The organism is Marivivens sp. LCG002 (genome assembly GCF_030264275.1).
Classification (GTDB): domain Bacteria; phylum Pseudomonadota; class Alphaproteobacteria; order Rhodobacterales; family Rhodobacteraceae; genus Marivivens.
This window is the reverse complement of the sequence record NZ_CP127165.1, coordinates 2,657,501-2,684,060: the sequence shown is the minus strand read 5'-3', so window position 1 is coordinate 2,684,060 and position 26,560 is coordinate 2,657,501. Positions and strand designations below refer to the sequence as shown.

General features: G+C 56.3%; 26 protein-coding genes and 1 tRNA gene (1 of these 27 only partly in view). 17 read left to right on the top strand and 10 right to left on the bottom strand.

The genetic code is table 11. The features are described from left to right. Positions 1–3 precede the first annotated feature (3 nt). The 7 genes from purH to QQG91_RS13250 all read left to right on the top strand — a co-directional run bounded on the left by purH (position 4) and on the right by QQG91_RS13250 (position 8,437). On the top strand, positions 4–1,593 hold the full coding sequence (gene purH, locus QQG91_RS13280) for a bifunctional phosphoribosylaminoimidazolecarboxamide formyltransferase/IMP cyclohydrolase (protein WP_285770696.1): 1,590 nt from the start codon (positions 4–6) through the stop codon (positions 1,591–1,593). A 17-nt stretch (positions 1,594–1,610) separates the two neighbouring features. Then, the gene (lspA, locus tag QQG91_RS13275; RefSeq protein ID WP_285770695.1) at positions 1,611–2,105 is read left to right on the top strand and encodes a signal peptidase II; all 495 of its coding nucleotides are present in this window, start codon (positions 1,611–1,613) and stop codon (positions 2,103–2,105) included. Between the two features lie 50 nt (positions 2,106–2,155). Further along, a complete protein-coding gene (locus QQG91_RS13270; RefSeq protein WP_285770694.1) occupies positions 2,156–2,647 on the top strand; it encodes a DUF3035 domain-containing protein in 492 nt (163 codons plus the stop codon). A 78-nt stretch (positions 2,648–2,725) separates the two neighbouring features. Then, a complete protein-coding gene (locus tag QQG91_RS13265) occupies positions 2,726–4,063 on the top strand; it encodes a M16 family metallopeptidase (RefSeq protein ID WP_285770693.1) in 1,338 nt (445 codons plus the stop codon). Between the two features lie 2 nt (positions 4,064–4,065). Continuing rightward, the gene (locus QQG91_RS13260) at positions 4,066–5,376 is read left to right on the top strand and encodes a M16 family metallopeptidase (RefSeq protein WP_285772360.1); all 1,311 of its coding nucleotides are present in this window, start codon (positions 4,066–4,068) and stop codon (positions 5,374–5,376) included. A 41-nt stretch (positions 5,377–5,417) separates the two neighbouring features. After that, positions 5,418–7,271 (top strand): DNA mismatch repair endonuclease MutL, encoded by a 1,854-nt coding sequence (gene mutL, locus QQG91_RS13255; RefSeq protein WP_285770692.1) that lies wholly within the window; start codon positions 5,418–5,420, stop codon positions 7,269–7,271. Continuing rightward, entirely contained in the window at positions 7,268–8,437 is a 1,170-nt protein-coding gene (locus QQG91_RS13250) for a DNA recombination protein RmuC (RefSeq protein WP_285770691.1), read from the top strand. Before mutL ends, QQG91_RS13250 begins: the two co-directional genes overlap by 4 nt. Here the strand turns inward: QQG91_RS13250 and QQG91_RS13245 are convergent. Beyond that, on the bottom strand, positions 8,434–9,084 hold the full coding sequence (locus tag QQG91_RS13245; RefSeq protein ID WP_285770690.1) for a ChrR family anti-sigma-E factor: 651 nt from the start codon (positions 9,082–9,084) through the stop codon (positions 8,434–8,436). The two genes, QQG91_RS13250 and QQG91_RS13245, sit on opposite strands and share 4 nt — an antisense overlap. A gap of 12 nt (positions 9,085–9,096) precedes the next feature. Continuing rightward, the gene (locus QQG91_RS13240) at positions 9,097–9,645 is read right to left on the bottom strand and encodes a sigma-70 family RNA polymerase sigma factor (RefSeq protein WP_502881603.1); all 549 of its coding nucleotides are present in this window, start codon (positions 9,643–9,645) and stop codon (positions 9,097–9,099) included. Between the two features lie 214 nt (positions 9,646–9,859). On the opposite strand from QQG91_RS13240, the gene QQG91_RS13235 reads away from it, so the two are divergent. The 5 genes from QQG91_RS13235 to QQG91_RS13215 all read left to right on the top strand — a co-directional run bounded on the left by QQG91_RS13235 (position 9,860) and on the right by QQG91_RS13215 (position 14,276). Continuing rightward, positions 9,860–11,158 carry an NAD(P)/FAD-dependent oxidoreductase gene (locus QQG91_RS13235; RefSeq protein ID WP_285770689.1) on the top strand — a complete coding sequence of 433 codons (1,299 nt, stop codon included), beginning with the start codon at positions 9,860–9,862 and terminating at the stop codon, positions 11,156–11,158. Continuing rightward, complete coding sequence (locus tag QQG91_RS13230) at positions 11,155–11,910, top strand: DUF1365 domain-containing protein (protein ID WP_285770688.1); 756 nt, start codon at positions 11,155–11,157, stop codon at positions 11,908–11,910. Before QQG91_RS13235 ends, QQG91_RS13230 begins: the two co-directional genes overlap by 4 nt. Further along, positions 11,907–13,136, top strand: a complete 1,230-nt coding sequence (locus QQG91_RS13225; protein ID WP_285770687.1) for an MFS transporter — start codon at positions 11,907–11,909, stop codon at positions 13,134–13,136. Before QQG91_RS13230 ends, QQG91_RS13225 begins: the two co-directional genes overlap by 4 nt. Before the next feature lie 9 nt (positions 13,137–13,145). Next, positions 13,146–13,874, top strand: coding sequence for an SDR family NAD(P)-dependent oxidoreductase (locus tag QQG91_RS13220; protein WP_285770686.1), 729 nt, complete (start codon positions 13,146–13,148; stop codon positions 13,872–13,874). Between the two features lie 75 nt (positions 13,875–13,949). Beyond that, positions 13,950–14,276 (top strand): DUF3775 domain-containing protein, encoded by a 327-nt coding sequence (locus QQG91_RS13215; protein WP_285772358.1) that lies wholly within the window; start codon positions 13,950–13,952, stop codon positions 14,274–14,276. Here the strand turns inward: QQG91_RS13215 and QQG91_RS13210 are convergent. Next, complete coding sequence (locus QQG91_RS13210) at positions 14,273–14,917, bottom strand: histidine phosphatase family protein (RefSeq protein ID WP_285770685.1); 645 nt, start codon at positions 14,915–14,917, stop codon at positions 14,273–14,275. The genes QQG91_RS13215 and QQG91_RS13210 overlap by 4 nt on opposite strands. Before the next feature lie 177 nt (positions 14,918–15,094). Between QQG91_RS13210 and QQG91_RS13205 the strand changes: the two genes are divergently transcribed. Then, the gene (locus tag QQG91_RS13205; protein ID WP_285770684.1) at positions 15,095–16,735 is read left to right on the top strand and encodes a peptidoglycan-binding protein; all 1,641 of its coding nucleotides are present in this window, start codon (positions 15,095–15,097) and stop codon (positions 16,733–16,735) included. Between the two features lie 15 nt (positions 16,736–16,750). Here QQG91_RS13205 and QQG91_RS13200 read toward each other — a convergent pair whose 3' ends face one another. The 3 genes from QQG91_RS13200 to QQG91_RS13190 all read right to left on the bottom strand — a co-directional run bounded on the left by QQG91_RS13200 (position 16,751) and on the right by QQG91_RS13190 (position 18,358). Beyond that, positions 16,751–17,956 carry a DVUA0089 family protein gene (locus QQG91_RS13200; protein ID WP_285770683.1) on the bottom strand — a complete coding sequence of 402 codons (1,206 nt, stop codon included), beginning with the start codon at positions 17,954–17,956 and terminating at the stop codon, positions 16,751–16,753. 128 nt (positions 17,957–18,084) lie between these two features. Continuing rightward, positions 18,085–18,210, bottom strand: coding sequence for a type B 50S ribosomal protein L36 (gene ykgO / locus QQG91_RS13195; RefSeq protein WP_008231708.1), 126 nt, complete (start codon positions 18,208–18,210; stop codon positions 18,085–18,087). A 73-nt stretch (positions 18,211–18,283) separates the two neighbouring features. Beyond that, positions 18,284–18,358 (bottom strand) — tRNA-Val (locus QQG91_RS13190). Between the two features lie 144 nt (positions 18,359–18,502). Between QQG91_RS13190 and QQG91_RS13185 the strand changes: the two genes are divergently transcribed. Next, a complete protein-coding gene (locus tag QQG91_RS13185; RefSeq protein ID WP_285770682.1) occupies positions 18,503–19,360 on the top strand; it encodes an N-formylglutamate amidohydrolase in 858 nt (285 codons plus the stop codon). Here QQG91_RS13185 and QQG91_RS13180 read toward each other — a convergent pair whose 3' ends face one another. Further along, the gene (locus tag QQG91_RS13180) at positions 19,361–20,614 is read right to left on the bottom strand and encodes a DNA polymerase IV (RefSeq protein WP_285770681.1); all 1,254 of its coding nucleotides are present in this window, start codon (positions 20,612–20,614) and stop codon (positions 19,361–19,363) included. Between the two features lie 130 nt (positions 20,615–20,744). Here QQG91_RS13180 and QQG91_RS13175 point away from each other — a divergent pair, with 130 nt between their 5' ends. Together QQG91_RS13175 and QQG91_RS13170 are read left to right on the top strand one after the other, a co-directional pair. After that, a complete protein-coding gene (locus QQG91_RS13175) occupies positions 20,745–21,626 on the top strand; it encodes an SPFH domain-containing protein (protein ID WP_285770680.1) in 882 nt (293 codons plus the stop codon). Beyond that, complete coding sequence (locus QQG91_RS13170) at positions 21,626–21,904, top strand: NfeD family protein (protein WP_285772357.1); 279 nt, start codon at positions 21,626–21,628, stop codon at positions 21,902–21,904. The genes QQG91_RS13175 and QQG91_RS13170 overlap by 1 nt, the downstream gene beginning before the upstream one ends. 100 nt (positions 21,905–22,004) lie before the next feature. Here QQG91_RS13170 and QQG91_RS13165 read toward each other — a convergent pair whose 3' ends face one another. Together QQG91_RS13165 and pyrF are read right to left on the bottom strand one after the other, a co-directional pair. Next, the gene (locus QQG91_RS13165) at positions 22,005–22,229 is read right to left on the bottom strand and encodes an orotidine 5'-phosphate decarboxylase (RefSeq protein WP_285770679.1); all 225 of its coding nucleotides are present in this window, start codon (positions 22,227–22,229) and stop codon (positions 22,005–22,007) included. Positions 22,230–22,329: 100 nt separating this feature from the next. Further along, positions 22,330–23,025, bottom strand: coding sequence for an orotidine-5'-phosphate decarboxylase (gene pyrF / locus QQG91_RS13160; protein WP_285770678.1), 696 nt, complete (start codon positions 23,023–23,025; stop codon positions 22,330–22,332). A 417-nt stretch (positions 23,026–23,442) separates the two neighbouring features. Between pyrF and clpB the strand changes: the two genes are divergently transcribed. Further along, on the top strand, positions 23,443–26,058 hold the full coding sequence (clpB, locus tag QQG91_RS13155; RefSeq protein ID WP_285770677.1) for an ATP-dependent chaperone ClpB: 2,616 nt from the start codon (positions 23,443–23,445) through the stop codon (positions 26,056–26,058). 41 nt (positions 26,059–26,099) lie between these two features. Here clpB and QQG91_RS13150 read toward each other — a convergent pair whose 3' ends face one another. Continuing rightward, on the bottom strand, positions 26,100–26,560 hold the 3' portion of the coding sequence (locus tag QQG91_RS13150) for a fasciclin domain-containing protein (RefSeq protein WP_285770676.1). The gene runs 16 nt beyond the window's last position; the window shows 461 of its 477 coding nt (coding positions 17–477); its start codon lies off the right edge, out of view; its stop codon occupies positions 26,100–26,102.

Genomic DNA, 26,560 nt, shown 5'->3' with positions numbered 1-26,560 from the left:
CACATGACTGACCTGCATCCCATTCGCCGCGCCCTTCTCTCTGTTTCAGATAAGACTGGCCTTATTGATCTCGGCAAAGCGCTGGCCGCGCATGGTGTCGAGCTGCTTTCGACGGGCGGTTCTGCCAAAGCGCTCCGCGACGCAGGTTTGGACGTCAAGGATGTCTCCGAAGTCACCGGATTTCCCGAGATGATGGATGGCCGCGTCAAGACATTGCATCCCAAGGTGCATGGCGGTCTTCTTGCGCTTCGTGACAATGATGAACATGTCGCCGCGATGACCGAGCATGGCATCGGCGCGATCGACCTTCTGGTTGTGAACCTTTATCCGTTCGAAGCCGCTCTTGCCCGTGGCGCAGACTATGAAGAGATGATCGAGAATATCGACATCGGTGGTCCCGCCATGATCCGCGCATCTGCCAAGAACCACGGCTTTGTCGCCACCGTTGTCGACGTCGAGGATTATGCGGCGCTTTTGGCCGAACTCGAGGCAAACGACGGTCAGACGAGCTATGCCTTCCGCCAGCGTCTCGCCCAGATCGCTTATGCGCGGACCGGTGCTTATGACGCGGCTGTATCCAACTGGATGGCAAAAGCGATTGGTGAAGAAGCTCCGCGTCGCCGCGTTGTCGCGGGCGAAATCAAGCAGACCCTGCGCTACGGCGAAAATCCGCACCAACAGGCCGCCTTCTATGTTGATGGCTCCGCACGTCAGGGTGTCGCGACCGCTGTCCAGCATCAGGGCAAAGAACTGTCTTACAACAATATCAACGATACCGATGCCGCCTATGAGCTGGTTGCCGAATTCGATCCGGCTGAAACCGCAGCTGTTGCGATCATCAAGCACGCAAACCCTTGCGGCGTTGCCAAAGGTGCGACCCTGATCGAGGCCTACCAGAAAGCATTCGATTGCGACCGCACCTCTGCGTTTGGCGGGATTGTGGCGCTCAACCGTCCGCTTGACGCCGAAACGGCTCAGGCGATCACCGAGATTTTCACGGAAGTGGTCATCGCGCCCGGTGCTTCGGACGAGGCCAAAGCGATTTTCGCCGCCAAAAAGAACCTTCGCCTTCTCACCACAGATGGTTTGCCGAATGTGATGGACCGCTCGTTCACCGTTCGTCAGGTCGCGGGTGGAATGCTTGTCCAAGACAAGGACGCCGGTTTTATCGGCCTCGATGATCTCAAAGTGGTCACCAAGAAAGCTCCGACCGATGCGCAGCTCTCCGATTTGCTCTTTGCTTGGAAAGTCGGAAAGCACGTCAAGTCCAATGCCATCGTTTACGTCAAAGACGGCGCGACCGTTGGTGTCGGCGCGGGGCAAATGAGCCGTGTGGACTCGGCTTTGATTGCAGCGAAAAAGGCAGAACGGATGGCCGAGGCTCTTGGTTTGCCTAAGCCGCTTACGATCGGTTCTGCTGTTGCATCGGATGCATTCTTCCCCTTCCCCGATGGTCTGATGGAGGCTGCGGCGGCTGGTGCGACCTGTGTAATCCAGCCGGGTGGGTCGATGCGCGATGACGAAGTTATCGCCGCTGCCGATGAAGCGGGTCTGGCGATGGTCTTTACCGGCATGCGTCACTTCCGTCACTAATGCTAAAAGGAGCGCCCATGCGCCTGACATATTGGACTGGCTTTTGGGTGTTCCTTTTGGACCAACTGTCCAAATACGCCATCGTGCATGGAATGAATTTGGTGGAGGTGGGGCGGATTCCGATCTGGTCGCCCTATCTTGAATTCCGCATGGCATGGAACCGTGGCGTCAATTTCGGCTTATTTTCCGATTTCGACATGCGCTGGGTGCTGATCGTTGTCGCGATCGCGATTTCGATCGGTGCTCTTTACTGGATCCGCAAAGAAGGCGGGAGCAAATGGACCTATCTGTCGGGGGGGCTATTAGTCGGCGGGGCTGTCGGGAATATCGTTGATCGCTTGCTTTATGGCGCTGTCGCCGATTTCATCAATATGTCCTGTTGCGGGATCGAGAATCCCTATGCCTTTAACGTGGCCGATATCGGTATCTTTGCAGGGGCCTTCGGCCTCATTGTCTTTACAAGCGACAAGGGCGATAAAGCGTCGCGCAAGACAGGCAACAAGAGCACGTGACGCGGGCTGTTTCTTTGGGTAAACAAAGTCCAAGGCAACTGGAGGGTTCTATGCGCAAGGCAGCGATAGCAGTGACCATGATGGCGCTTTTGGCGGCATGTTCCGGTGGCCGTGGCCTTCGTGATTTGGGCAATCCGCAAGGTGGACCCGATGAATTCAGTGTTCAGCCCAGCCGTCCGCTCGAGCTTCCGGCCGATATGAGCCTGTTGCCCGAACCCACGCCTGGCGGCACCAATCGCACCGATGTAGATCCCAAAGCCGATGCTATTTCGGCACTCGGTGGGCGAGTCTCTGACTCTTCGGGCGTACCGGCAAGTGATGCCGCTCTTGTCGGCACGGCAAGTCGTTATGGTGTGACCGCAGATATACGCGACGTGCTTGCTTCCGATGACGAACGGTTCCGCAATAGTGCCGGACGCTTCAGCTCGGGCGCAGACCGTTATTTCCGTGCCTATGCGTCGCAAGCTCTTGATGCCTATGCCGAGTTCGAGCGCCTGAGAGCACTTGGTGCGCGTGTGCCTTCTGCGCCGCCTTCCAACTGATTTCACATATCTGTTGAGCCACTTGATGTGGCGATGGTTTCGCTTAGGTTGAGGCAAAAGCCTAAGCGAGGAAAAGTCATGTTCAAGCCATTCGCAGTCCTGACAACACTCTGGGCGATCAGCTCTACAGCGTCCTTTGCGCAAGATGTGACAAGTTTCAGCTTGGACAACGGTATGGATGTCGTGGTGATCGAGGATCACCGAGCGCCCGTCGTCGTTCATATGGTGTGGTATCGTAGCGGGTCGGCAGACGAGCCTGTCGGCGCCTCGGGGGTTGCTCATTTTCTCGAGCATTTGCTTTTCAAGGCAACCGATACGCTTGAGTCCGGTGAATTTTCCGAAACGGTTGCCGCCAATGGTGGGTCCGACAATGCATTTACCAATTATGATTATACCGCCTATTTCCAACGGGTTGCTGCTGATCGTCTGCCCTTGATGATGCAGATGGAAGCAGATCGGATGAACAACCTGCGTATCACTCAGGAAGATATCGAGACGGAGCGACAAGTCATTCTCGAAGAGCGGAACCAAAGAACCGAAAACAATCCAGGCGCACTTGCACGCGAACAGTTCAGCGCCGCCCAATTCATGAACCATCGATACGGCGTGCCTGTCATTGGATGGAAACACGAGATGGAAGAGCTGAGCCTTGAAGACGCGCTTGGGTTCTATGACCTCTATTACTCGCCCAACAATGCCATCCTCGTGGTTGCCGGCGATGTCGAACCCGACGAAGTTCGCGCGCTTGCTGAAACTTATTATGGCCCCATTCCTGCCGAGGAACACTTGCCCGAAAGGATCAGGCCTGCGGAGCCGCCCCAAAAGGCTGAAAGGCGCATGATCTATGTCGATCCACGGGTTTCGCAGCCTTATGTCACGCGCAGTTACCTTGCTCCTGAACGTGATAGCGGCGCGCAGAAAGATGCGGCGGCATTGGTTTATCTTGCCGAATTGCTGGGGGGCTCTCCATTTACGTCGGTGTTCGGCACAAAGCTCCAGTTCGAAACCAACACGGCTTTGTTTTCGGGCGCGGGTTATAGCGGGCTAAGCCTCGATGACACTACCTTTTCGGTATATGTCGCCCCTGCCCAAGGTGTTTCGCTGAGCGAGGCCGAAGCTGCCATGGATAAGGCAATCGCAGAATTTCTCGAGTCCGAAATTCCCGATGACCGCATGGAAGCCATTCGAACCCAGCTTCGGGCCTCCGAAGTCTATGCGCTGGATAATGTTCAGGGGCTGGCAAACCTCTATGGTCAGGCTTTGACCCAAGGTCTCACTGTTGAAGACGTCAAAGCATGGCCCGAGATTCTCCAAGAGGTCACAAAGGACGACATCAAACGGGTTGCGCGTGAGGTGCTTGATAGAAAACAGGCCGTGACCGGCTGGGTCGTTGCCACTGAGGAGGACGCAAAATGAAGTTGGTGCGTTTCATCTGGGCTATGGTCCTATCCGTGACGGGAACGGCCGCTTTGGCCGCCATCGAAATTCAGGAAATCACGACACCGAGCGGTATCGATCTTTGGCTGGTTGAAGAACATTCCATCCCCTTTGTTGCGCTTGATATCCATTTCGATGGCGGGTCGAGCCTTGATCTCGAAGGAAAACGAGGCGCGACAAATCTTATGATGGGTCTGATCGAAGAGGGGGCAGGCGAGCTTGATGCGCAGGCGTTCCAAGCTGCACGAGAGTCGTTGGCCGCGAGTTTTTCGTTCAGTGCCTATGATGACGGAGCGTCTGTTTCGGCAAAATTCCTTACCGAAAACCAAGATGACGCCGTTGCCCTTCTTACGCTTGCGCTGACCAAGCCGCGCTTTGATCAGGAGGCAATCGACAGGGTAAAAGGTCAGGTCATCGCAGGGATCGCGAGCGACGCAAAGAACCCCAATCGTATCGCAGGCGATTGGTTCTATAGCGCTGCATTCGGTGACCATCCCTATGGCTCCGACCAAAGTGGGACCGTAGAGAGCGTCACAGCTTTGAGCCGCGACGATATTCTGGAGGCGCATCGGAATGCGCTTGTCAAAACCCGTGCCAAAGTGAGCGTGGTCGGAGATATCACGCCTGACGCCGCAGCCGAGCTGGTTGACCGGATTTTGGCTGATCTCCCCGAGAGTGGTCCCGAGCTGATCGGTGACGTGGGCTTCGGGTTGGAGGGCGGTATTACCGTTATCGATTATGATACGCCGCAAGCCGTCGCTCTTTTCGGTCATAAGGGGATCAAACGCGAGGACGAGGATTTTTTTGCGGCTTTCATCCTCAACAGCATCTTGGGGGGAAGCGGTCGGCAAAGTGTGTTGATGGACGAAGTGCGTGAAAAGCGGGGTTTGACCTATGGCGTCTATACCTACCTCGTCGCCAAGGACCACGCCGAGATGATCCTTGGGTCCGTCGCCTCTGCGAACGAGCGTATTGCCGAAGCGATCGATGTGATCAAAGCAGAGTGGGCGCGTATAGCCGCGGACGGTATCACCCAAGAACAGCTGGATGAGGCCAAGACGTATTTGACGGGCGAATACCCGCTGCGATTTGACGGGAACGCGGAAATATCCAGCATCATGATCGGCCTTCAGGTGCAGGGTCTCGAGCCGAGTTATGTGGTCAATCGCAACGACTATATCAATGCGGTCACGCTCGAAGACATCAATCGGGTTGCGGCAGAATTGCTCGATCCCGATGCGCTCCATTTTACGGTCGTAGGCAAGCCTGTCGGACTTGAAACCGCGCAATAAGACCCTCGTGAATCGGCGTTGGCTATGCTACTTGTTGTGGCATGGCCAATGCGAACCCCAACATACAAGCAGCGCGACCGATTATCCGTCAGCTCGATGATGCTGCAATCAACCGTATTGCAGCGGGCGAAGTCGTCGAGCGGCCTGCTTCTGCGGTCAAGGAACTGATCGAGAATTCGATCGATGCGGGCGCACGAAGGATCGAAGTCGTTATCGCGGAAGGTGGAAAATCTCTTATCCGCGTCACTGACGATGGCTGCGGAATCACTGCGGATCAACTGCCTCTTGCCATGTCCCGTCACGCGACGTCCAAGATTGATGGCTCTGATCTACTGAATATCAACTCCTTCGGATTTCGGGGTGAAGCTCTCCCCTCGCTTGGGGCCGTGGGCCGCCTGACGATCACCAGCCGTGTTCAGGGCGAGGACGCAGCAATGATCTCGGTTTCGGGCGGTCGAATGGAGCCTGTAAAGCCCGCCGCTCTGAACTCCGGAACGGTCGTCGAGCTTCGTGATCTGTTTTATGCGACGCCTGCGCGGCTCAAGTTTCTTCGGACCGATAGAGCCGAGGCTCAGGCCGTCTCGGAGGTCGTCAAGCGGCTTGCGATGGCAGAACCGTTTGTGACCTTTATCCTGCGCGATGTCAGTAACGGTGCGGAGCGCGAGGTCTTTCGGGCCGACGCCCAATCAGGCGATCTCTTTGACGCGTTGCATGGCCGACTTTCGACGGTTCTTGGTCGCGAGTTTGCGGATAACGCGCTCCTGATCGATGCTGAACGCGAAGGGTTCCACCTTACGGGATATGCGGCTTTGCCGACCTATTCGCGGGGCACTGCCGTGGCGCAGTTCCTTTTCGTCAACGGTCGGCCCGTGCGGGACAAACTCCTGCTTGGTGCTTTGCGCGGTGCATATATGGATTTCCTGAGCAGGGATCGTCATCCAGCGGTTGCTCTTTTTGTCGAGTGTGATCCCACATTGGTCGACGTCAACGTGCACCCCGCAAAATCCGAAGTGCGCTTTCGCGAACCCTCGATCGTGCGGGGGCTGATCGTGAGTGGTTTGCGCCACGCCTTGGCGGGGGCAGGGCATCGGGCCTCGACAACCGTTTCAGATGCCACACTCGGCGCAATGCGGCCCGAAACGGTTCCTGCAAGAGAAGAGGGCCGCATCTATCAGATGGAGCGCCCCAGCTTTGGTGCCCGCTCGATGAGCTATCAGGTTCAAGCGCCGTCGATGCCGCAAACGGGCTTTGCAGAGATGGCACAGCCCTCGGCGCGTTTCGAACCCACACTCGAAGCCAAGCCCGAGAGCGAGGCGCTGCCGCTCGGGGCGGCCCGTGCGCAGGTGCACGAGAATTACATAATCGCGCAGACCGAGAACGGCATTGTGATCGTAGACCAGCACGCTGCTCATGAACGGCTGGTCTACGAAAAGCTCAAGAAGCAGATGGCCGATAACGGTGTAGCCTCTCAGGCGCTGCTTATCCCCGATATCATCGAACTCGCCGACGACGAGGCACGCACAATCGTCGAAATTGCTGATGATCTTGCGCGTTTCGGACTCGTCGTCGAGGCATTTGGCGGTGGAGCGATTGCAGTGCGTGAAACGCCTGCCTTGTTGGGCGAGGTGAATTCCAAAGCGCTGATCCGCGACATCCTTGATGAACTCGAGGACCTTGGCGATACAACAAGCCTCCAATCGCGGGTCGAGGCGATCTTGTCGCGTGTCGCTTGTCATGGGTCCATCCGGTCGGGCCGAGTGATGCGCGCAGAGGAAATGAACGCTCTCCTTCGCGAAATGGAGGCCACACCGCATTCTGGACAATGCAACCATGGCCGCCCGACCTATGTCGAACTTCGCCTCACCGATATCGAAAGATTGTTTGGACGCACATGATCAGCCTTGGCGACGTGACGTATTCCTTTTCTGATCCGCTTGTTCTGATCGTGCTTGCTGCGATCATTTTTGGATTTTTGGTTGTGGCTCTGCTTTTTGTCGCCGTGCGGCGTGTGGGCCATGCCTCTGTGGTAAATGAAATTCTGGCAAGCCAGATGGGCGCGATGAGCCAACGTGTCCAGATGCTTTCCGATGGCCAGCAGCAGCTGTTCGGTGGGCTGAATTCAGTCTCGGAAGCGCAAGCACAACAACAGGCCAAGACGCTACAACTCATGGAGCAACGGCTCCAGACCGTCAGCGAGATGATGAACACAAACCTGAACAAGTCGGCACATGCGACTGCGCAGAGCTTGGGCGAACTTCAACTCAGGCTCAAGACGATCGATAAGGCTCAGGAAAACATCACCAAGCTTTCGGGTGATGTGCTTTCGTTACAGGACATCCTTGCCAATAAGCAGACGCGCGGCGCCTTTGGTGAAATCCAGTTGACGGATATCGTCTCGAAAGCTTTGCCGAGTGATAGCTATGCGCTGCAACATACGCTTTCGAACGGAAAGCGGGCTGACTGTCTTGTTCGGCTTCCTAATCCGCCCGGTCCGATCGTGATCGATTCCAAATTCCCGCTCGAGGCCTATGAAAAGCTCCGTAGTGCGAAATCCGATTACGAGCTGAACGAGGCCGCGCGCTTTATGCGCATAGCCGTCAGAGCCCATATTCGCGCCATTTCCGAGAAATATATCATCGAAGGCGAGACGGCGGATGGAGCGATTATGTTCCTTCCTTCAGAGGCTGTTTATGCAGAGCTGCATGCGAACTTTCCCGAAGTTGTTCGCGAAGGCTTTGCTGCGCGGGTCTGGATCGTCTCGCCGACCACTTGCATGGCGACGCTTAACACCATGCGCGCCATTCTGAAAGACGCCAGAATGCGCGAGCAGGCGGGGGCGATCCGTAAGGAACTTGCACTGCTCTATTCGGACGTTGATCGTTTGGGGACACGTGTCGAAAATCTTGATCGACACTTCGGCCAAGCGGCAAAAGATCTTGCCGATATCAAAATCAGCGCAGACAAAGCAGGACGTCGGGCGAAGCGTCTTGATAACTTCGACTTTGAAGAGCTTGCCCCTGATGCTGAGCCGCAGGTCGTGCCGTTGAACAGCCCCGATTAAATCCGAAGAAAGGGTTGCGCCAAACGCGGGATAAGCCCAGCAAAGCGCAGCGGTGCATCCGTTACTGCAAGACAAATGCAATCCATATCGCCCATAGCGATCGGGGTATGCTCGATGTCTTCGTTGGTGACTTCGATATCACCCACACCGAAGCTGTCCAATTCGTCGCTGAATGCGCCTTGGAGGACAAGGGTAAGCTCGATGCCGTTGTGTCCGTGGTCGGGCACGGCAACGCCGGATGGGATATAGAGCAAACGTGCCGTTGCCTCTCCATCCGTTTTGAGGATCATTTGGCGCACGCCGCCACCCACTTTGCGCCAGCGCACAGCGTCCAGATCGCCACCTACATAGTCACGAAGCGGAGCAGGAAACACACCGACAGAGCGCTTGGTCGGAGCCGGAGCAACGTCTTCACTCTCGTTCATCAGTGAGCGCAGTGTTTTTTCGAACGCGCGATCATCCATGTCGACCGTTTCGGCACACATCATCACTTCGCCGCCCAGAGCGTCGAATTCCGCCATGCGTGCACGACATTCGTCGCAGACCGAAATATGGGTCGCGACAATAAGATTGAACGCCTCAGGGAGAGAGCCTGCGCTGTATCCCATCAAAAGGGCGTCGGTAAGATGATGTTTGATCGTGCTCATAGGGTCGTCACTTTACTTCATACTGTGGCGGAGGCGGTCCAGCGCCAATCGGATTCTAGATTTAATTGTGCCCAAGGGAAGGCCTGTCTCCTCAGCAATTTCATTGTGGGACAGGTCACCGAAGTAAGCACGTTGGATTAGGTCGCGTTGTTTCTCGGGAAGTTCCGCGAGAGCTTTACCAAGGCGGTCGGTTTCTTCTTGGAGAGCGAGCGCCTCGCTCGGGTCCCTTTCTTCCTCTGGACCCCAAGCAAGTTCCTCTGGTTCAGGACGACGGGCTTTACGGATCAGATCGATTTGTCGGTTTCTCGCAATCGTAAAAATCCAGGTCGAGGGACTGGCTTTGGTCGGGTCGAAAAGATGCGACTTGCGCCAGAGGGTCGCCATGACCTCCTGTGCACATTCTTCGGCCAATTCGGCGTTTGCGCCCGATCGGATCAAAAAGCCTTTTACCCGTGGGGCAAAATGCGAGAACACCCTAGCGAAAGCCGCCTGATCCTTGTGATCCCGGATTGCGATCAAGTCTTTTGTCCAGTCTGTCGAGACTGCGGCGGTTTTTGTCACTGACGTCTTCTTTGCAATGGGTGCACGAGGCTTTTCCCTCCCAACATAGGGAGGAATCGACTGCGTTGCATCCGTTTTTGTTGCAAGTGCGGCATCGGTTAACATGAGAACTTTACGCGCGGGTTTTGGCATTGGATCAAAAAAACCGTCAAAACTAATCCAAAAATCAATTTGGCGCGTAGACCTTCCAAACATTTGAAGAGAAAGACCATCAATGCCCCTAGAACTGAACTTTACCGGTCCAAAGTCAATTGCAGTGATTGGAGCCGGTATTTCCGGTATGGGGGCCGCCCATATGCTTGCAAACGAGCATCGCGTTGTTCTCTTTGAATCCGAGAAAAGATTGGGCGGGCACGCACGTACCAAAATGGCAGGTCCGAATGGTGAAGATCCCGTCGATACGGGGTTCATCGTTTTCAATTATGCGAACTATCCGCATTTGACGGCTTTGTTCGACGAGCTGGACGTTCCTGTCCGTCCGTCCAACATGAGCTTCGGTGTTTCGATCGATGGTGGTCGCGTGGAATATGCACTCGCGTCGCTTGATGCGCTTTTCGCGCAGCGTAAGCATCTGGTCTCTCCAAGCTATCTTCGGATGGTGCGCGATATCCTGCACTTCAATAAAAACGCTCTCGAAGCCTCAAAAGAGCCGGGTCTTACCGTCGGAGGTTTGTTGGACAAACTCGGGACAGGCCGTTATTTCCGCGACTATTACCTTCTCCCGTTTTCAGGCGCGATCTGGTCGACACCCGTCGAGAAAATTCTCGAATTTCCTGCTTATTCCATGATGCAGTTCTTCGACAACCATGCACTTCTGCAGGCCTCGGGACAGCATCAATGGTTCACGGTCGATGGCGGGTCGCAGAACTATGTTCAACGCCTTGGCTCTTCGATGGAACGCAAAGGTGTCGAGCTGCGTCTCGGCGCAGGCGTTCAGGGCGTGCGGCGCACGCTCGGCGGTGTCGAAGTCAAAACCTCGGGTGGCGACTGGGAGGCCTTTGACGAGGTAATCTTTGCAACTCATACTGATGTGACGCTTGGGCTTCTCACCGACGCAAACGAGGATGAACGCGGTGCGCTCGGATCGTTCAAATACCAACCCAATCGTGTCGTGCTTCACTCTGACGAAAACCTTATGCCCAAGCGACGCAAAGTTTGGTCGAGCTGGGTCTACACCGAAGACCGTTCCAAGGGAGAGGGCCCGATTGACCTAAGCTATTGGATGAACTCGCTTCAAACTTGGCTCAAGGGTCGCGATTATTTTGTAACACTCAATACGACCCGCACCATCCGCGAAGAATTGATCTGGGACGAAGTCGTTTTTGATCACCCCCTCTATGACGCTGCCGCGATGCAGGCACAGGATGCGGTCAAGCGATTTAACGGTAAGAACAACACATGGTTTTGCGGCGCATGGATGCGCAACGGCTTCCATGAGGACGGTCTTGCAAGCGCGGTGGATGTGGTGAACGGGCTTCGTAGCGCGGTCGCCGCTCGTGTGGCCGCAGAATGAACAAGGTCGACCATATCCAAGGCGAAACCTTTCATGGCCGTCGCGGCACTATACGGAATGCGTTTCGTTATGGGGTCGATTACGTCCTTCTGGATGCGGAACAGCCTGTGCAAGCGCCGCTTCTCTTTTCGCGCAATCGCCGCAATCTGATGTCCGTGAGCGACAGAGACCACGGCGGTGAAATCGGTAAAGGCACCGGTGCGAAATGGGTGCGAGAGGTTCTCGCGAGCAACGGTGTCATCGCCTCTGGACCGGTTCTTCTTTTGACGCAGCCACGGACGCTTGGGTATCTTTTCAATCCGGTAAGTTTCTGGCTCTGCCACGATGAGCAGAACCAACTTCGGGCGGTTATTGCAGAGGTCAACAATACCTTTGGAGATCGGCATTCTTATCTCTGCGTCAAATCGGATGGATCAGTCATCGAGCGACGCGATCGCGTGAGCGCCGAAAAGATCTTTCACGTATCGCCCTTTCAGCCGGTCGAGGGGACTTATACGTTCAACTTCGATATCGGCGCCGATCATATCAATATCCTGATCCAATACGAGCGCGAGTCTGGTGGATTGATCGCAACACTGTCGGGCAAGCGGCAATCTTTGACGACTGGCGGCGCATTGCTTGCTCTCTTGCGTCGGCCTTTGGGCTCGATGCGGGTTACGGCCTTGATCTATTGGCAAGCGCTCAAGCTCAAGATCAAGGGCGCGGACTATCTGCAACGACCGACGCCCCCCGCTCAAGATGTGAGCCGATGACCGCGCCAAAAGAACGTCTTTGGGCATATGGGCTTTTCGGCGGCTTGTTGTCCGCTGCCGGGCTTCCAATTTATATTTTTGCGCCAAAGTACTATGCCGACACATACGGCGTAAGCCTCGCCACACTTGGGCTGGTTCTCTTCGGGATGCGGTTGTTGGACGTAGTTCAGGATCCGCTCTTGGGGTGGCTGACCGAACGACTTCGAGCCGGATATCGCCTCGCGATCGGTTTTGCGATGACCGCGCTGGCTTTGGGGATGCTGCTTCTCTTTGCGATAGAGCCGCAGTTTTCAGTCGTGGTTTGGTTTGTGTTGTCGGCCTCGCTTTTGTTCACGGCCTTCAGTTTTCTAACCATCGCTTTCTATGCGCGCGGTGTCGGCAAGGCGTCCGAGCTGCGAGGTGGGCACTTGAGGCTCGCAGCATGGCGCGAGGGAGGCGCTTTGATCGGGGTGTGTATCGCCGCGATCCTTCCCACCTTGCTCGGGGCTTTTCTCGGGGCGCCCTACGCCGCGTTTGCACTGGTGTTTGCTTTCGTTGCGGTCATCGCTGCGATTGCGATGCATCCGGAATGGAGAAGCGTCGAAAACCAAGCACCGATGCCTTGGGGACAGATCCTTGCGGACCCGGTTTCACGCCACTTGTTGCTCGTCGCATTGGTCAATGGAGCGCCGCTTGCGATCACCTCGACCCTGTTTCTCTTTTTTGTCGAGTCGCGCCTTGCCGCACCGGGATGGGAGGGACCGCTTTTGGTGCTCTTTTTCCTATCCGCGGCAGTCTCGTCATCATTCTGGAGCGCTTTTGCCAGACGCGTCAAAGAAAAGACCGCACTGGCCATCGCAATGTGCGCGGCGATTGTGTCCTTTAGCTTTGCGCTCACGCTGGGAGCAGGTGATCTCGCTCTTTTTGTTGGCATTTGTATTGTCTCGGGAGCTGCGACCGGTGCCGATCTGACCTTGATGCCGGCCATGTTCGCCAAACGGCTTGAAGTGATTTCCCCGAAGGGCGGGCAGGGGTTCGGACTTTGGTCCTTTGTAAATAAATTCGCCCTGGCTTTTGCCGCTGTGACGCTTCTTCCCCTACTTGAATTGAATGGGTTTCAAGCGGGCCAAGTGGAACAAAGCGAAACGAGCCTTGTTCTTCTTGGCGTGCTCTACGCAGGCGTGCCGTCACTTTTAAAATTCATGTCGCTGTTCCTTTTGTGGCGGCTTCCGCAGCAGATCGAATGAGGTTTCAAAATGGGTTCTTTAAAAGGCAAACGATATTGGCTTGTCGGAGCAAGTGAGGGCCTTGGGCGTGCGCTCGCGCATGAAATGAGTGCAGCAGGTGTCGAGGTTGTGGTGTCCGCACGCAATCAGGAGAGGCTCGACGAGTTGGTTCGCGAGCTCCCGAATCCTGCACAAGCCGTTACAGTGGATGTTTCCGATAGAGAGGCCGTCGAAGCAGCTGCCGATGCGATTGGTCCTGTCGACGGCGTGGTTTATCTCGCAGGTGTTTATTGGCCAATGAAGGCGCAGGAGTGGGACAACGCGCAGGCCGAGCAGATGGGCGAAATCAATTATCTTGGAGCAAGTCGGGTCGTCGGGGCCGTGCTTCCCAAGATGATCGAACGAGGCGCGGGCCATGTGGTGCTTACAGGATCACTCTCGGGATTCAGAGGGCTTCCGGGGGCAATCGGGTATGGTGCCTCAAAAGCGGCAGTCATGTATCTGGCCGAGTCGATGCGCGCAGATTTGGGCCGCGGACCGATCAAGGTTCAAGTCGTGAACCCCGGTTTTATCAAGACGCGTCTTACGGATAAGAACGATTTCAAGATGCCATTCATCATGGAACCCGAAGAGGCTGCTCGTTTGATGTTCGAACATATGCAGTCGAACCGCTTTAAGACGAGTTTTCCAAGGGTGTTCAGCTGGTTCTTTCGCGGGTCCCAGTTTCTCCCTGATTGGCTTTATTACCGACTGTTCTGATCCTGCTTTGCTTTGGATCAAGGCAGACGTCTTGAAACCGCCCAAGACTGTTTCCCGAAAAGATATGGGGGAACGATCATGCAGATTGCACCGAACAAAGTCGCCGAAATCATTATCCTTGCGCGCGAGGGAGATCGGGGCGAGGCCGAGCTTGATGCCTTTGTCCAAAGGCTGAGCGAGGAAGAACAAGCCGAGCTTGTCGCGCTTTTCTGGATTGGACGCGGCAGCTTCGAGGCCGAGGAATGGGACGATGCGGTGCAAACCGCGATCGAGAGTGCGAGTGCACCGACCGAAGATTATCTCAAAGGTTCACCGCATCTTGCCGATCACCTTGAAGCTGGACTTGAGGCGCTTGGCATCGACAGCTCTGTAGTCGAGGATGACCTTTACCGTGCGGGCTAGAAATGCGTTAGAGCAAAGGCTCTGTCAGCTGCTTCCAGATGCGGAACAGCGTTATAGCCCGCCAAAAGCGGGCCGACGGGCGACACATGCACCCGGTGGATCGATGTATTGAAAATCGGAAGAGCGATATGCGCCATTTTGCGCGGATCAAGCTCTAGAAGGTGCCTCAAAATCATCGAGATAACACCGCCTGATGTGATGCAAAGCACATGACGTCCTGGCTGGATGGCTTCTTGAAGCACGTTCACCACGCGGTTTTCAAAGGTGGCAAAGGTTTCATTGCCTTGAATTTCCGCACGATGCCACGCTTCCATCACCTTGGGCAAATGTTCGGCGAAGCCATCGGATTTGGGCATGGGAACCCCAAGGTTGATCTCCATCGCGCGACCCAGATTGAAGTAGTCCATCTCGTTCAGGCGCGGGTCGATGACGGGGGTGTCAAATCCAAGTCCCATCGCCGTTTCCTTATGGCGACGTAGACTGCCCGAGAGCACGAGGTCGAACCTCTCGGATTGGGTCTCGAACCACTCTCCTAACCACCGCGATTGTCTGTGGCCGAGATCGGAGAGACGATCATACTCCTCTTCATTGTCGGCGCTGGAGTTCGCTTGGCCGTGGCGAATGAGTGTGATCGTGCCCATCGTTTACCTCTTTGTATCCGCGAATTCCTAGGCCCGCCCGACGATAAACGCAATGCGAGGACGAGTTGTTATTGGATAGCTTTCGCCAAACCCGTAGGCTGGAAGCAACCAAACCCCGCGCCGTGCGTTAATCTGTGGCGTCGGTTGAGGTTATTATTGACGCCGAAGGAGATTTGAATGCGCCGTTTTTTGATTGGTTCTGCTCTTGCGACTGTTCTGGCAGGCTCTGCCTTTGCCGAGGACGCGGCGCTCTTGTTCGGGAATGACAGCTATGACCGGCTTGGGCGCGTGTCTCGGGGAGCCGAGATCCTTGGCTCTGCTACACTGCTTGAAGATCTTGGCTTTGATGTGGTGTCGATCCGCAATGGTGATGCGCAAGAGGCCATCGACAAGCTGGATGACTTCGTCGCCCTGGTCCCTGACTCGGATCGTTTGGTTGTTGCGCTCACGGGGCGCTTTGCGACCGACGGAGAACGCACTTGGATGCTTTCCTCTGACGCCGAGAACGTCGGGATACTGACTGTCGGTTTCAAAGGGCTTTCGATCGAAAGTCTGTTGGCTGTTCTGGCCGAAAAGCCCGGTTCGGCCTTTTTGCTGCTCGGCGCCGATCAACTCGATGGAGCAGAATTTGACGAATGGGTGCGAAATGGTGTCGGCGCGTTCGCCGTCCCCCAAGGGGTGACCGTCGCCATCGGCTCCGTCAGGGACATTTCGGCATTTATGCGGACCGAGGTTGCGAAACCGGCACGTGATCTATCCGCAGCGCTCGCGGCGACGTCTTCTATCAAGGTGCAAGGTTTTCTCCCCAAACCGTGGGTGCTCATGCCCACAATTTCGGAGCCATCCGATACCTATGACACTGCAGGAGAATCGGCGCTTTGGGACGGAGCCGTCGCGCTTGATACGGTGGATGCCTATCGCAATTACATCCGGCGCTATCCCCAAGGTGCACATCGCAAAGAGGCTGATGCCGCGATTCAGGCAATTCTGTCCGAACCCAACCGCGGCGCGCGACTGGCTGAAGAAGCGTTGTCTCTGACGCGCAATCAGCGCCGCGAGATCCAGCGGGATCTTACGATCCTTGATTATAACACACGCGGCATTGATGGTATTTTCGGCCCCGGGACACGCGGGGCAATCACCAATTGGCAACAGGTTAACGGTTACGCCCAGACATCCTATCTGACGACGGAACAGATCAATCGGCTGGATGCTCAAGCCTCGCGCCGTGCCGCAGAGCTTGAGGCGGAGGCAGAGCGCAAACGCCAAGAGCAAGCGCGTCTGGATCGGACCTATTGGGAGGAAACGGGCGCCAAGGCGGACGAGGCGGGATATCGCGCCTATCTGGAACGGTTCCCTGATGGCATTTTCTCCGAAGTTGCGCGTGATCGTCTTACCGAGATCGAGCAAAGCAAGCGTGCGCTTGCTGAAGTGGAGGATCGCGCGACTTGGGAGCGGGTTCGCGCCTCGGATACAGTCTCGGGATACCAAGATTACCTTAGCGCTTATCCCGAAGGTGTTTTCGTTGCAGAAGCGCAGGCGCGCATTGCCGAGCTGACGCGCTCGGATCAGGCACAGACCCAATACCTTGCGTCCGAGCAATCGCTGGGCCTCAACTTGATAACGCTGCAATTGATCGAGGCACGTTTGGAGCAGCTCGGGCTTGAACCCGGCCGCGTGGACGGCGCGTTGGACGAAGATTCGCGTCGTGCGATCCGACGCTATCAGCAAGCGCGCGGTTTGCCTGAATCGGGTTATGTCAATGACATGACCCTTGTGCGGCTCTTGGCCGACTTTACGGGGATCGGTGGGCGCTAACGCCCACCGTCTCGGTCATTTCGCCGGTAAATAGGTTTCGATGAGAACCCTGATGCGTGCGTCGGGCATGTCACCGACATTTCCGATCGCAGCAAGATAGCTTCCCGAGTTCACGCGGAACGCGACGAACGAGTCGAGCGCGTCGCCGTTGTCGTCATTGCGGGCAATTTCGCGTCCGAGATCATCAAAGAGAACGAGCTCGGGATCGCTTCCTGAATTCAGGCCGATGGCTTCAACGACGGCAAGTCCGGGCTGTGCGACGTCGAATTTGATCCAGCTGAAATCACGACCGAGTGTCACATCTGTGATCTGCCTGCTGCCGACAGCCCCGATGTCATTTACCGGATAGCTGCCGTCAAGGGGAGGCGCCATCTCCCCATTCTTGATTGCCAGAAGCGCAGCAGCTTGGGGATCATATTCGGTGACCAGAACATCGATCGGAAGGCTCGAGTCACTCAATGCGCGCACCGAAAGACAATAGTCCCCAGCGTCTAGCGGATCGACGAGCGAGAGCCGAGGATTGAGTCCGTCGAAATCATCGCTTTCTTCGATGTAAGTCCCGTCCTCCGCATAAAGCGTGATCAACGGATCGGCGTCTTCGTTCGTCGCAGTGATGGTGAGTGCAAGGGGCTCGGCAAGCGTGATGCGATAATTTGCTGCCTCCGCGACCGAGTTGGAGACCATATCCCCTAGAATGATCTGGGGCGTGTCCGGACTTAGGGTGCAAGAATCATCATTGCTATAGCCGTCGTGACTATCCAAATATCCTTCGGTCAGGGCTTCTTGATCGGCGCGGCTCGCACGCACGAAAGCCGTCATCGGCGAATCTTCAAAACTGCGAAGCGCGACACAATAGGTTCCCGCTTCGAGTTGGGTTTCGATGCGGGCGTCGGAATTCCCCCCCGAGTCGTCATCGGTCGCGATCAATGCGCCTGACGCATCAAAGAGATCAATAACCGGATCACCATTGCCACGGCCGGCGGCTTCTAATCGGATATCCGTTACCTCGCCCAGCGTGAAGGCACCGATATACTGGGTTGAACCAAGCACGAGGGCCATTTGCTCGAGATATGATGGAGCGGTGGTCAGGTCAGAGCTTTGCGCCCCGCCGCCAAGCCAGATCGCGCCTTCGCCAAGGCCTGCGCAGGCTTCTTCCGCCAAAAGAGGCTGTGCGCCGAGTAAAATTGCAGTGCTGAGCAAAAGCGCAGATTTATGCGGCATGAACATACGAACATCCTCGTGTTTGATGGTCGAATGCTACCGAGGGGGCACAGAAAAGACTACGCAAAAAAGAAAAAAGGCCGCATCTTTCGAGGCGACCTTTTTCAAACTGCCATATGGCGCGCTTATTAGCCCTGACGAGCTTTGAAGCGGCGCTGCGTCTTGTTGATAACATAGACGCGGCCCTTGCGGCGCACGATGCGGCAATCGCGGTGGCGCTGCTTGAGCGAGCGGAGCGAGTTACGAACCTTCATAGGCCTTCTCCTTTTCGCGGCGCGGCGATTGGCGCCTGAGTTACAGTTAAGGTCCGAAGACCCGTCGAATTCATGGTGGGCGGTACTGGGATCGAACCAGTGGCCACTACGATGTCAACGTAGTGCTCTACCGCTGAGCTAACCGCCCTAGCCTGTTTTACCTTGTTCCGAGGATCAAGGACGCAAACATTCGCGTCAGGTGTGGCGCTCTATAAAAGGACTCGCGGGGGGGATCAAGAGGGGTTTTGGTATTCTTTAATAATGGTCTATCTTTATTTCAGCAGGAGCAACGATGCATCATAAATCCTTTGAAATAAAACGTCCCAAGACACAGCTCGGAAGCGTGGTTTTCGCCTCGCCGCATAGCGGTCGAGAGATGCCCGAAGGCTTTGTCGAAGGGTCCATCCTCGACCTTCAACAGATTCGCTCGTCGGAGGATGCGTTCGTCGATGAGCTTTATGCGGCTGCCCCCGCGCTCGGAGCGCCGCTTTTCCTTGCCAAGGCCTCGCGGGCGTTCATTGATCTCAATCGTTCTGCCGACGAGCTTGATCCCTCATTGATCGAAGGGCTCGCGCGCAAGACGACGAACCCGCGGGTGTTAAGTGGACTTGGGGTGATCCCTCGGGTTGTCGCCAACGGTCGCCATATCTATCAAGGAAAGCTGACTCTAGCCGACGCACATGCGCGTATCTCGGGATATTGGCGACCTTATCATGATGGATTGCAGGCGATGATCGATGACACCGCCCGCGCGTTCGGCGAGGCGATTCTCGTGGATTGTCACTCGATGCCACATGAAGCATTGGACAACGTGAATACGGATGGCGGACGACCCGATATCGTGATCGGAGACCGTTTCGGGGCGTCTTGTCGCGAAGACATCAGCGAACGCATTGCAACTGCCTTTGCGGCCAGAGGGTTCAGGGTTGCCCGTAACGTGCCTTTTGCAGGTGCCTTCATCACCCAGCACTATGGGCGACCTTCGATCGGGCGGCATGCCATCCAGATCGAGATCAATCGTGCCCTTTACATGGATGAAAAAAGGATCGAACCCAACGCCCAGTTTGATCAGGTCCGTTCGTTGATTACCGATACGCTTCGGGATGTGATCGAAATCGGTCAGCGTGCCCAGCGGCTTGCTGCGGAATAATCACCGGAAAGCGCGGCCTTTCTTTATGGCATCCTTGCCGAATTTAGCGCGAATCTGGTCTGCTGCGCGCTCGGCCTTGGCCCGCTTGGCGGCATTAGGATCAAAGAGATCGCCTTCGAGATCGGCTTCTGTCTCTTCTACCAATTCACTGATTCCGACCCCGATCAGCCGAAACGGTCCCTTATCCGCGACATGATCGAAGAGATCGCGAGCAGTTCGATAGATGACATCTGCAAGTTGGGTCGGTTGATGCAGGCTCAGGCGTCGCGTAAGCGTCTTGTGATCCGACTGTTTTACCTTGAGCGTCACCACGCGACCCGCCTTGGCCTTTGCTTTCGCGCGATCACTGACTTGTTCGGCCAGTCGCCAGATGTGGCCGTCGAGAATATCCGCATTCGCGGTGTCCTCGAAAAAGGTCGTTTCTTTGGAAATACCTTTGACGGGCGTATTGGGTGAGACGCGGCGCTTGTCCTGGCCCCGCGCAAGATGCCACAGCCGTTCGCCCATGGCGCCAAAGCGTGCCGTGAGGCTGTCCGAATCCCAGCGCCTTAGGTCGTCGAAGGTTCTTATCCCGACTTTCTCGAGGTTTTCCTGAGCAGCGGGTCCGATGCCCCAGATCAATCGAACAGGTTTAGGGCCGAGAAAGTCCAATGTTTCTGCCGCGCCGATGACGGCAAAGCCCCGAGGTTTATCGAGTTCAGAGGCAAGCTTTGCCAGAAATTTATTGTGACTGAGGCCGATGGATCCCGTCACGCCGAGTTCGTCCTTCATCCGCTTGGTGAGGCGAGCAAGCATAACGGCAGGAGGCGCTCCGTGGAGCCTTTCGGTGCCCGTGAGGTCAATGAAGGCTTCGTCAAGTGAAAGCGGCTCGATGATCGGAGACAGCTCGTCCATAAGGGCGCGGACCTGTCTGGATGCTTCGACATAGGCGTCCATGCGAGGTTTGACGACCACAGCCTCGGGGCACAGTTTGAGTGCTTGGAACATCGGCATGGCGGATTTTACGCCCTTTATCCGCGCCAGATAGCAAGCAGTCGAGACAACGCCGCGCTTGCCGCCGCCGATGATGACCGGTTTGTCGCGAAGGTCGGGATTGTCACGCTTTTCCACGCTGGCGTAGAATGCGTCGCAATCCATGTGTGCAATGGATAGTGAGAAAAGCTCGGGATGCGTGACTTTGCGCGGGCTACGGCAGCTCGGGCACCGTGCCCCTTCGTCAAAAGTCCGGAAACATTCGCGACACATGGAAGGCATGGCATTTGTTTAGCCTGCGCCGTGATGTGCAACAATCACCATTCCGAGGCGGATCGGCGCCTTGTGGCGCAAAACTTGTAAGGGCCGCGTTTTTTCCCCATATAATTGCAAAGATACCGGAGGACCATGCATGTCACTTGACCAATTTATCGGCGGCAACCTTGTGCTTTTGCTGTTCGCGCTTTTTGTTGTCGTTTGTATTTTTCTCGGTGTTCGCATCGTGCCGCAGTCCGAGAAATTCGTGATCGAGCGATTTGGGCGTTTGCACGCGGTGCTCGGGCCGGGGATCAATCTTATCGTTCCGTTTCTTGATCGGGTGGCGCACCGGATTTCTGTCCTCGAGCGCCAGCTCCCGACGAATACCCAAGACGCGATCACCAGCGATAACGTTCTGGTGCAGGTCGATACGAGCGTTTTCTATCGCATCACCGAACCGGAAAAGACCGTCTATCGTATCCGCGATGTGGATGGGGCGATTATGACGACCGTCGCTGGTATCGTGCGATCCGAGATCGGTCAGATGGAGCTTGATCAGGTCCAGTCGAACCGCTCGAACCTGATTGCAGCGGTCAAGGCCCAGCTTGCCGATCAGGTCGATGATTGGGGGATCGAGGTCACGCGTGCAGAGATCCTTGATGTCAATCTCGACGCCGCCACCCGCGCCGCGATGCTTCAGCAGTTGAACGCCGAACGCGCCCGTCGCGCTCAGGTGACGGAAGCAGAGGGCCGAAAGCGTGCAGTGGAACTACAGGCGGAAGGCGAGCTTTACGCTGCCCAAAAACAAGCCGAGGCGCGTCGGGTCCAAGCAGATGCCGAAGCCTATGCGACGGGTGTCGTCGCGGCTGCTATCGCACAAAACGGGCTTGAAGCTGCTCAATATCAAGTTGCGCTCAAGCAGGTAGAGGCATTGTCCGCCTTGGGGCAGGGCGAGGGGAAGCAAACCATCGTGCTGCCTGCCGATGCGGTCGAGGCATTCGGAAATGCGTTCAAAATGTTGAAGGGCGGCAAATGATGGACAATGCGCTTTGGCATGAATGGTGGCCTTGGGTCGCCGCCGCGGTCGGGCTCGGCATTCTAGAGATGCTGGTGCCGGGGTATATTTTCCTCGGCTTTGCCGTCGGTGCCGCGATGATCGGTTTCGTTCTCGCTTTCGGTGGCACGGGTCTCTCGGTCCCTGTTCTTCTTGTGCTTTTTGCTCTGGCGTCGCTTGTCGCCTATTTGGTCATGCGCAAGGTTTTCGGACTTAGAACGGGTCAGGTCAAAATCTGGGACCGTGATATCAACGAATAAAAAAAGCCCGATGGGGTTGAGGCTCCATCGGGCAGTAAACGGTTACACCTTTGAGGGACTTCATCGGGACAGATGGAGGTGTAACCGCAGGGAAGTGAATTCAGATCAAGAACCGAGGCCGGTCCGACTTTGGCGCGGTGGTATCGGACATTCGAAGGGCCTGGCGCATCAAACCGAGTTTGACTACGTCGATTTCGGCATCCATCGGCAGAGCAAGTCGGCAGGGGTAGCGATAGGTCCGATCGCCGCGCTCTACATCGACACGCGCTTCGAATGCGCCGATTTGCGCATTATACCGTACGGATTTCAGTTTGATCGTTTGCATGACGTTCATCCTTTCGCAAGGTGGCGTTGGGGATAGAACGTTTCTGTGCAAGATTGGTTCCACGCTCGGGCGAGAGCGTGGAATTTTCTTGTAATCGCCTTTACGCGCTTTGGATTTCTTCGATGATTGCGCGCGCTGCCTGTGCGGGGTCGGCCGCTTTGTGGATCGGGCGGCCAACCACCATGTGGTCGACGCCGGCGCGAATGGCTTCCGCAGGGGTCATGACACGTTTCTGGTCGCCGAGATCCGCGCCGGCGGGACGCACACCGGGTGTCACGATTAGCTTGCCGTTCGCTTCGGGGAGAGCGCGGATATGAGCCGCCTCTTGCGGCGAGGCGATCACACCGTCCGCTCCTGCGAGCATGGCTTTACCGGCACGTTCCAGCACAAGATCGGCCACATCACCCGCTTTGTAGCAGGATGCATCGAGGTCGTTGCGATCGAGCGAGGTCAGAATAGTGACTGCAAGGATTTTCAGATTACTCCCCGCTGCGCCTTCTTTTGCGGCCCGCACCACATGGGGATCACCATGGACCGTCAAAAAGTCGAGATCATATTGGGCGATGCCGCGAACTGCGGCCTCGACGGTGGCACCGATGTCGAAGAACTTCATATCGAGAAAGATGCGCTTGCCGTGCTCTTGCTTGAGCTCGTTGGCCATCGCAAGCCCGCCGCCGGTCAACATGCCGAGGCCGATTTTATAAAAGCTTACGCTGTCGCCGAGTCGGCTTGCGAGTTCCATGCCCTGAACGATATTTGGAACGTCGAGGGCTACGATCAGGCGGTCATCAGACATGGCAATCCTTTCGGGTTTGGATGCGCTCCTCATGCGGCGCAAGCCATGTCATGTCAAGAAATTGGTCTGATCAGGCCTCTTGGGTCGAGGTCGACGCGCGGGGCAGAAAATAACCTGCTTCCGCAAGAGCACGATCACAAGCCGCGATGATCTTGCGGCCTTTGGCGCTGATTTTGGTGGACTGGTCCATGTCGCTTCTCCTGAATGGCGCCGCGTTTTGCGGGCGTTCAACAGGCAGAACGGTTTTTGTGTAGGATAGGTTTATGTAACCGAATGCATAGTAAGGGATGTCGTTTTTCAACGCTTCGACGCTTGCAAGACCAGGCTTTGATTACCATCTTTAGACCAAGGCCCGAAGGGACCGTGCTGCAAAGGTAGGCGGTTTCGAATGCGGGTGCTTGGAGAAGGAGAAATGCGATGAACTTAGAGAAGTTCACGGAGCGCTCGCGCGGGTTCATTCAAGCGGCCCAAACGATCGCTGTTCGAGAAAACCATCAACGACTTGCGCCGGAACACTTGCTCAAGGCTCTCTTGGATGACGAGCAGGGGCTTGCCGCCAACCTTATTAATAAATCGGGTGGTGATGCCAAACGTGTGGCTGATGCTGTGGCACTCGCTCTGGGCAAAATCCCCAAAGTGACGGGCGACGCAGGTCAGGTGTATCTTGATAATGCAACGAACAAAGTGTTGGCCGAAGCCGAAACACTTGCACAGAAAGCTGGTGATAGTTTTGTGCCAGTCGAAAGGATTTTGACCGCGCTCGCCATCACTAAATCCCCTGCGGCCGATGCGCTCAAGGCAGGAAATGTATCTGCCCAAGGTTTGAACGCTGCCATCAACGATGTCCGCAAGGGGCGCACCGCAGACAGCGCCTCTGCCGAAGAGGGGTATGATGCGCTCAAGAAGTATGCACGCGATCTGACCGAAGCCGCCGAGCAAGGCAAGATCGACCCGATCATCGGCCGCGACGAGGAAATCCGCCGCTCCATGCAGGTGCTGTCGCGCCGCACCAAGAACAATCCGGTTCTGATCGGTGAGCCAGGCGTCGGTAAAACCGCCATCGCAGAGGGTCTTGCCCTTCGGATCGTGAACGGCGACGTTCCCGAGAGCCTGCGGAACAAGAAACTGCTCGCTCTGGATATGGGTGCGCTGATCGCGGGTGCCAAATACCGTGGCGAGTTCGAAGAACGGCTCAAGGCGATCCTCAAAGAGATCGAAGCGGCAGCAGGCGAGATCATCCTGTTCATCGACGAAATGCATACACTAGTCGGTGCAGGTAAATCCGATGGGGCCATGGATGCCGCCAACCTGATCAAACCCGCGCTTGCCCGCGGCGAGCTTCATTGTGTCGGGGCGACGACCCTCGATGAGTATCGCAAGTATGTGGAAAAAGATGCAGCTCTTGCACGGCGGTTCCAGCCGATCGTCGTCGAAGAGCCGACCGTCGAGGACACGATTTCGATCCTGCGAGGGATCAAGGAAAAATACGAGCTGCATCACGGGGTCCGGATTTCCGACTCGGCTCTGGTTGCAGCCGCGACGCTGTCGCACCGCTATATCACCGACCGTTTCCTGCCTGACAAAGCGATCGACCTTGTGGACGAAGCCGCCAGCCGACTTCGGATGGAGGTCGACAGCAAGCCCGAAGAGCTTGATGCACTCGACCGTCAGATTTTGCAGATGCAGATCGAAGCGCTTGCTCTTGAAAAAGAGGATGATGCCGCGTCTGTCGATCGTTTGGCCAAGCTCAAGCTCGAGCTTTCGGATCTTCAGGAAAAAGCCGATGCAATGACTGCCAAATGGCAGGCCGAGCGCGCAAAACTCGAAGGTGCTCGGGAACTGAAGGAAAAGCTTGATCGCGCCCGTGCCGATCTTGAAATCGCCAAGCGGGAGGGCAACCTCGCCAAGGCGGGCGAGCTATCCTATGGTGTGATCCCACAGCTCGAACGTAGCTTGGCTGATGCGGAAGCGAACGAAGGCGAGCAGATGGTTGAAGAGGCCGTCCGTCCTGAACAGATCGCTGAAGTCGTAGAGCGCTGGACAGGGATTCCCACCAGCAGGATGCTTGAAGGCGAGCGCGAAAAACTGCTCCGTATGGAAGAGGGGCTTCATAAGCGTGTTATCGGTCAAAAAACCGCGGTGCGTGCGGTTGCCAATGCCGTGCGTCGCGCTCGCGCAGGTCTCAACGACGAAAACCGCCCACTCGGGTCGTTCCTGTTCTTGGGGCCGACGGGGGTCGGCAAGACCGAATTGACCAAAGCCGTAGCCGAGTTCCTCTTTGATGATGACAACGCCATGGTGCGGATCGATATGTCCGAATTCATGGAAAAGCACGCGGTCAGCCGTTTGATCGGAGCTCCTCCGGGGTATGTCGGGTATGACGAAGGTGGTGTCCTGACCGAGGCGGTGCGTCGCAGGCCCTATCAGGTTGTCCTCTTTGACGAGGTCGAAAAGGCCCACCCCGATGTGTTCAACGTGCTGTTGCAGGTTCTTGATGATGGTGTCCTGACCGATGGTCAGGGGCGCACCGTGGACTTCAAGCAAACGCTGATCATTCTGACGTCGAATCTAGGGGCGCAGGCGCTTTCGAATCTGCCGGATGGTGCAGATGCCAGCGATGCCAAGAGAGACGTGATGGACGCCGTTCGTGCACACTTCCGCCCGGAATTCCTGAACCGTCTGGACGAGACGATCATCTTTGATCGGCTTGGGCGTGAAGATATGGACGGCATTGTCGACATCCAGCTCAAGCGGCTCGAGAAGCGACTGGCCGGTCGCAAGATCACGCTCATGCTTGATGCAGGGGCACACAAGTGGCTTGCCGATGAAGGATATGATCCGGTCTTCGGGGCGCGTCCGCTGAAACGTGTGATCCAGCGCGCTCTTCAGGATCAGCTGGCCGAGATGATCCTCGCGGGGGATATCAAAGACGGGGACACGGTCAGCATCAGTGCAAGCGCGGATGGCTTGATCGTCGGAAACCGACTGGCGGGATCAAATCGACCGCATCCACAAGCTGCTGTGATACACTAAAGAAAAGACGCCCCCCGAGACTACTCGGGGGGCGTTTCGACTTACATCGAAGGCATAATGACCTTGTCGATCACATGGATCACGCCGTTCGAAGCTTCGATGTCGGCGGCGGTAACGGTTGCATCGTCAACCATCACGGCATCACCAAGCTTAATCGTGACTTCGGCGCCGTTTACGGTTGCAGCCATCATACCGTCGCTCAGATCGGTCGACATCACCTTACCTGCGATCACGTGATAGGTAAGGATTTTGGCAAGTGCTTCGGGGTCAGCCAACAGGCCCTCGACGGTGCCCTCGGGGAGCGCGGCAAAAGCTTCGTCGGTCGGTGCAAAGACAGTGAAGGGACCATCACCCTTGAGCGTGTCGGTCAGGCCTGCAGCTTCAACAGCGGCGAGAAGCGTCGTGAAGTTCCCTGCACCTTCTGCCGTTGCGATGATATCCATCGAGTGGCCGGCAGCAAAAGCGCCCGATCCGATCGTTGCGGTTGCGGCAAGTGCGATAA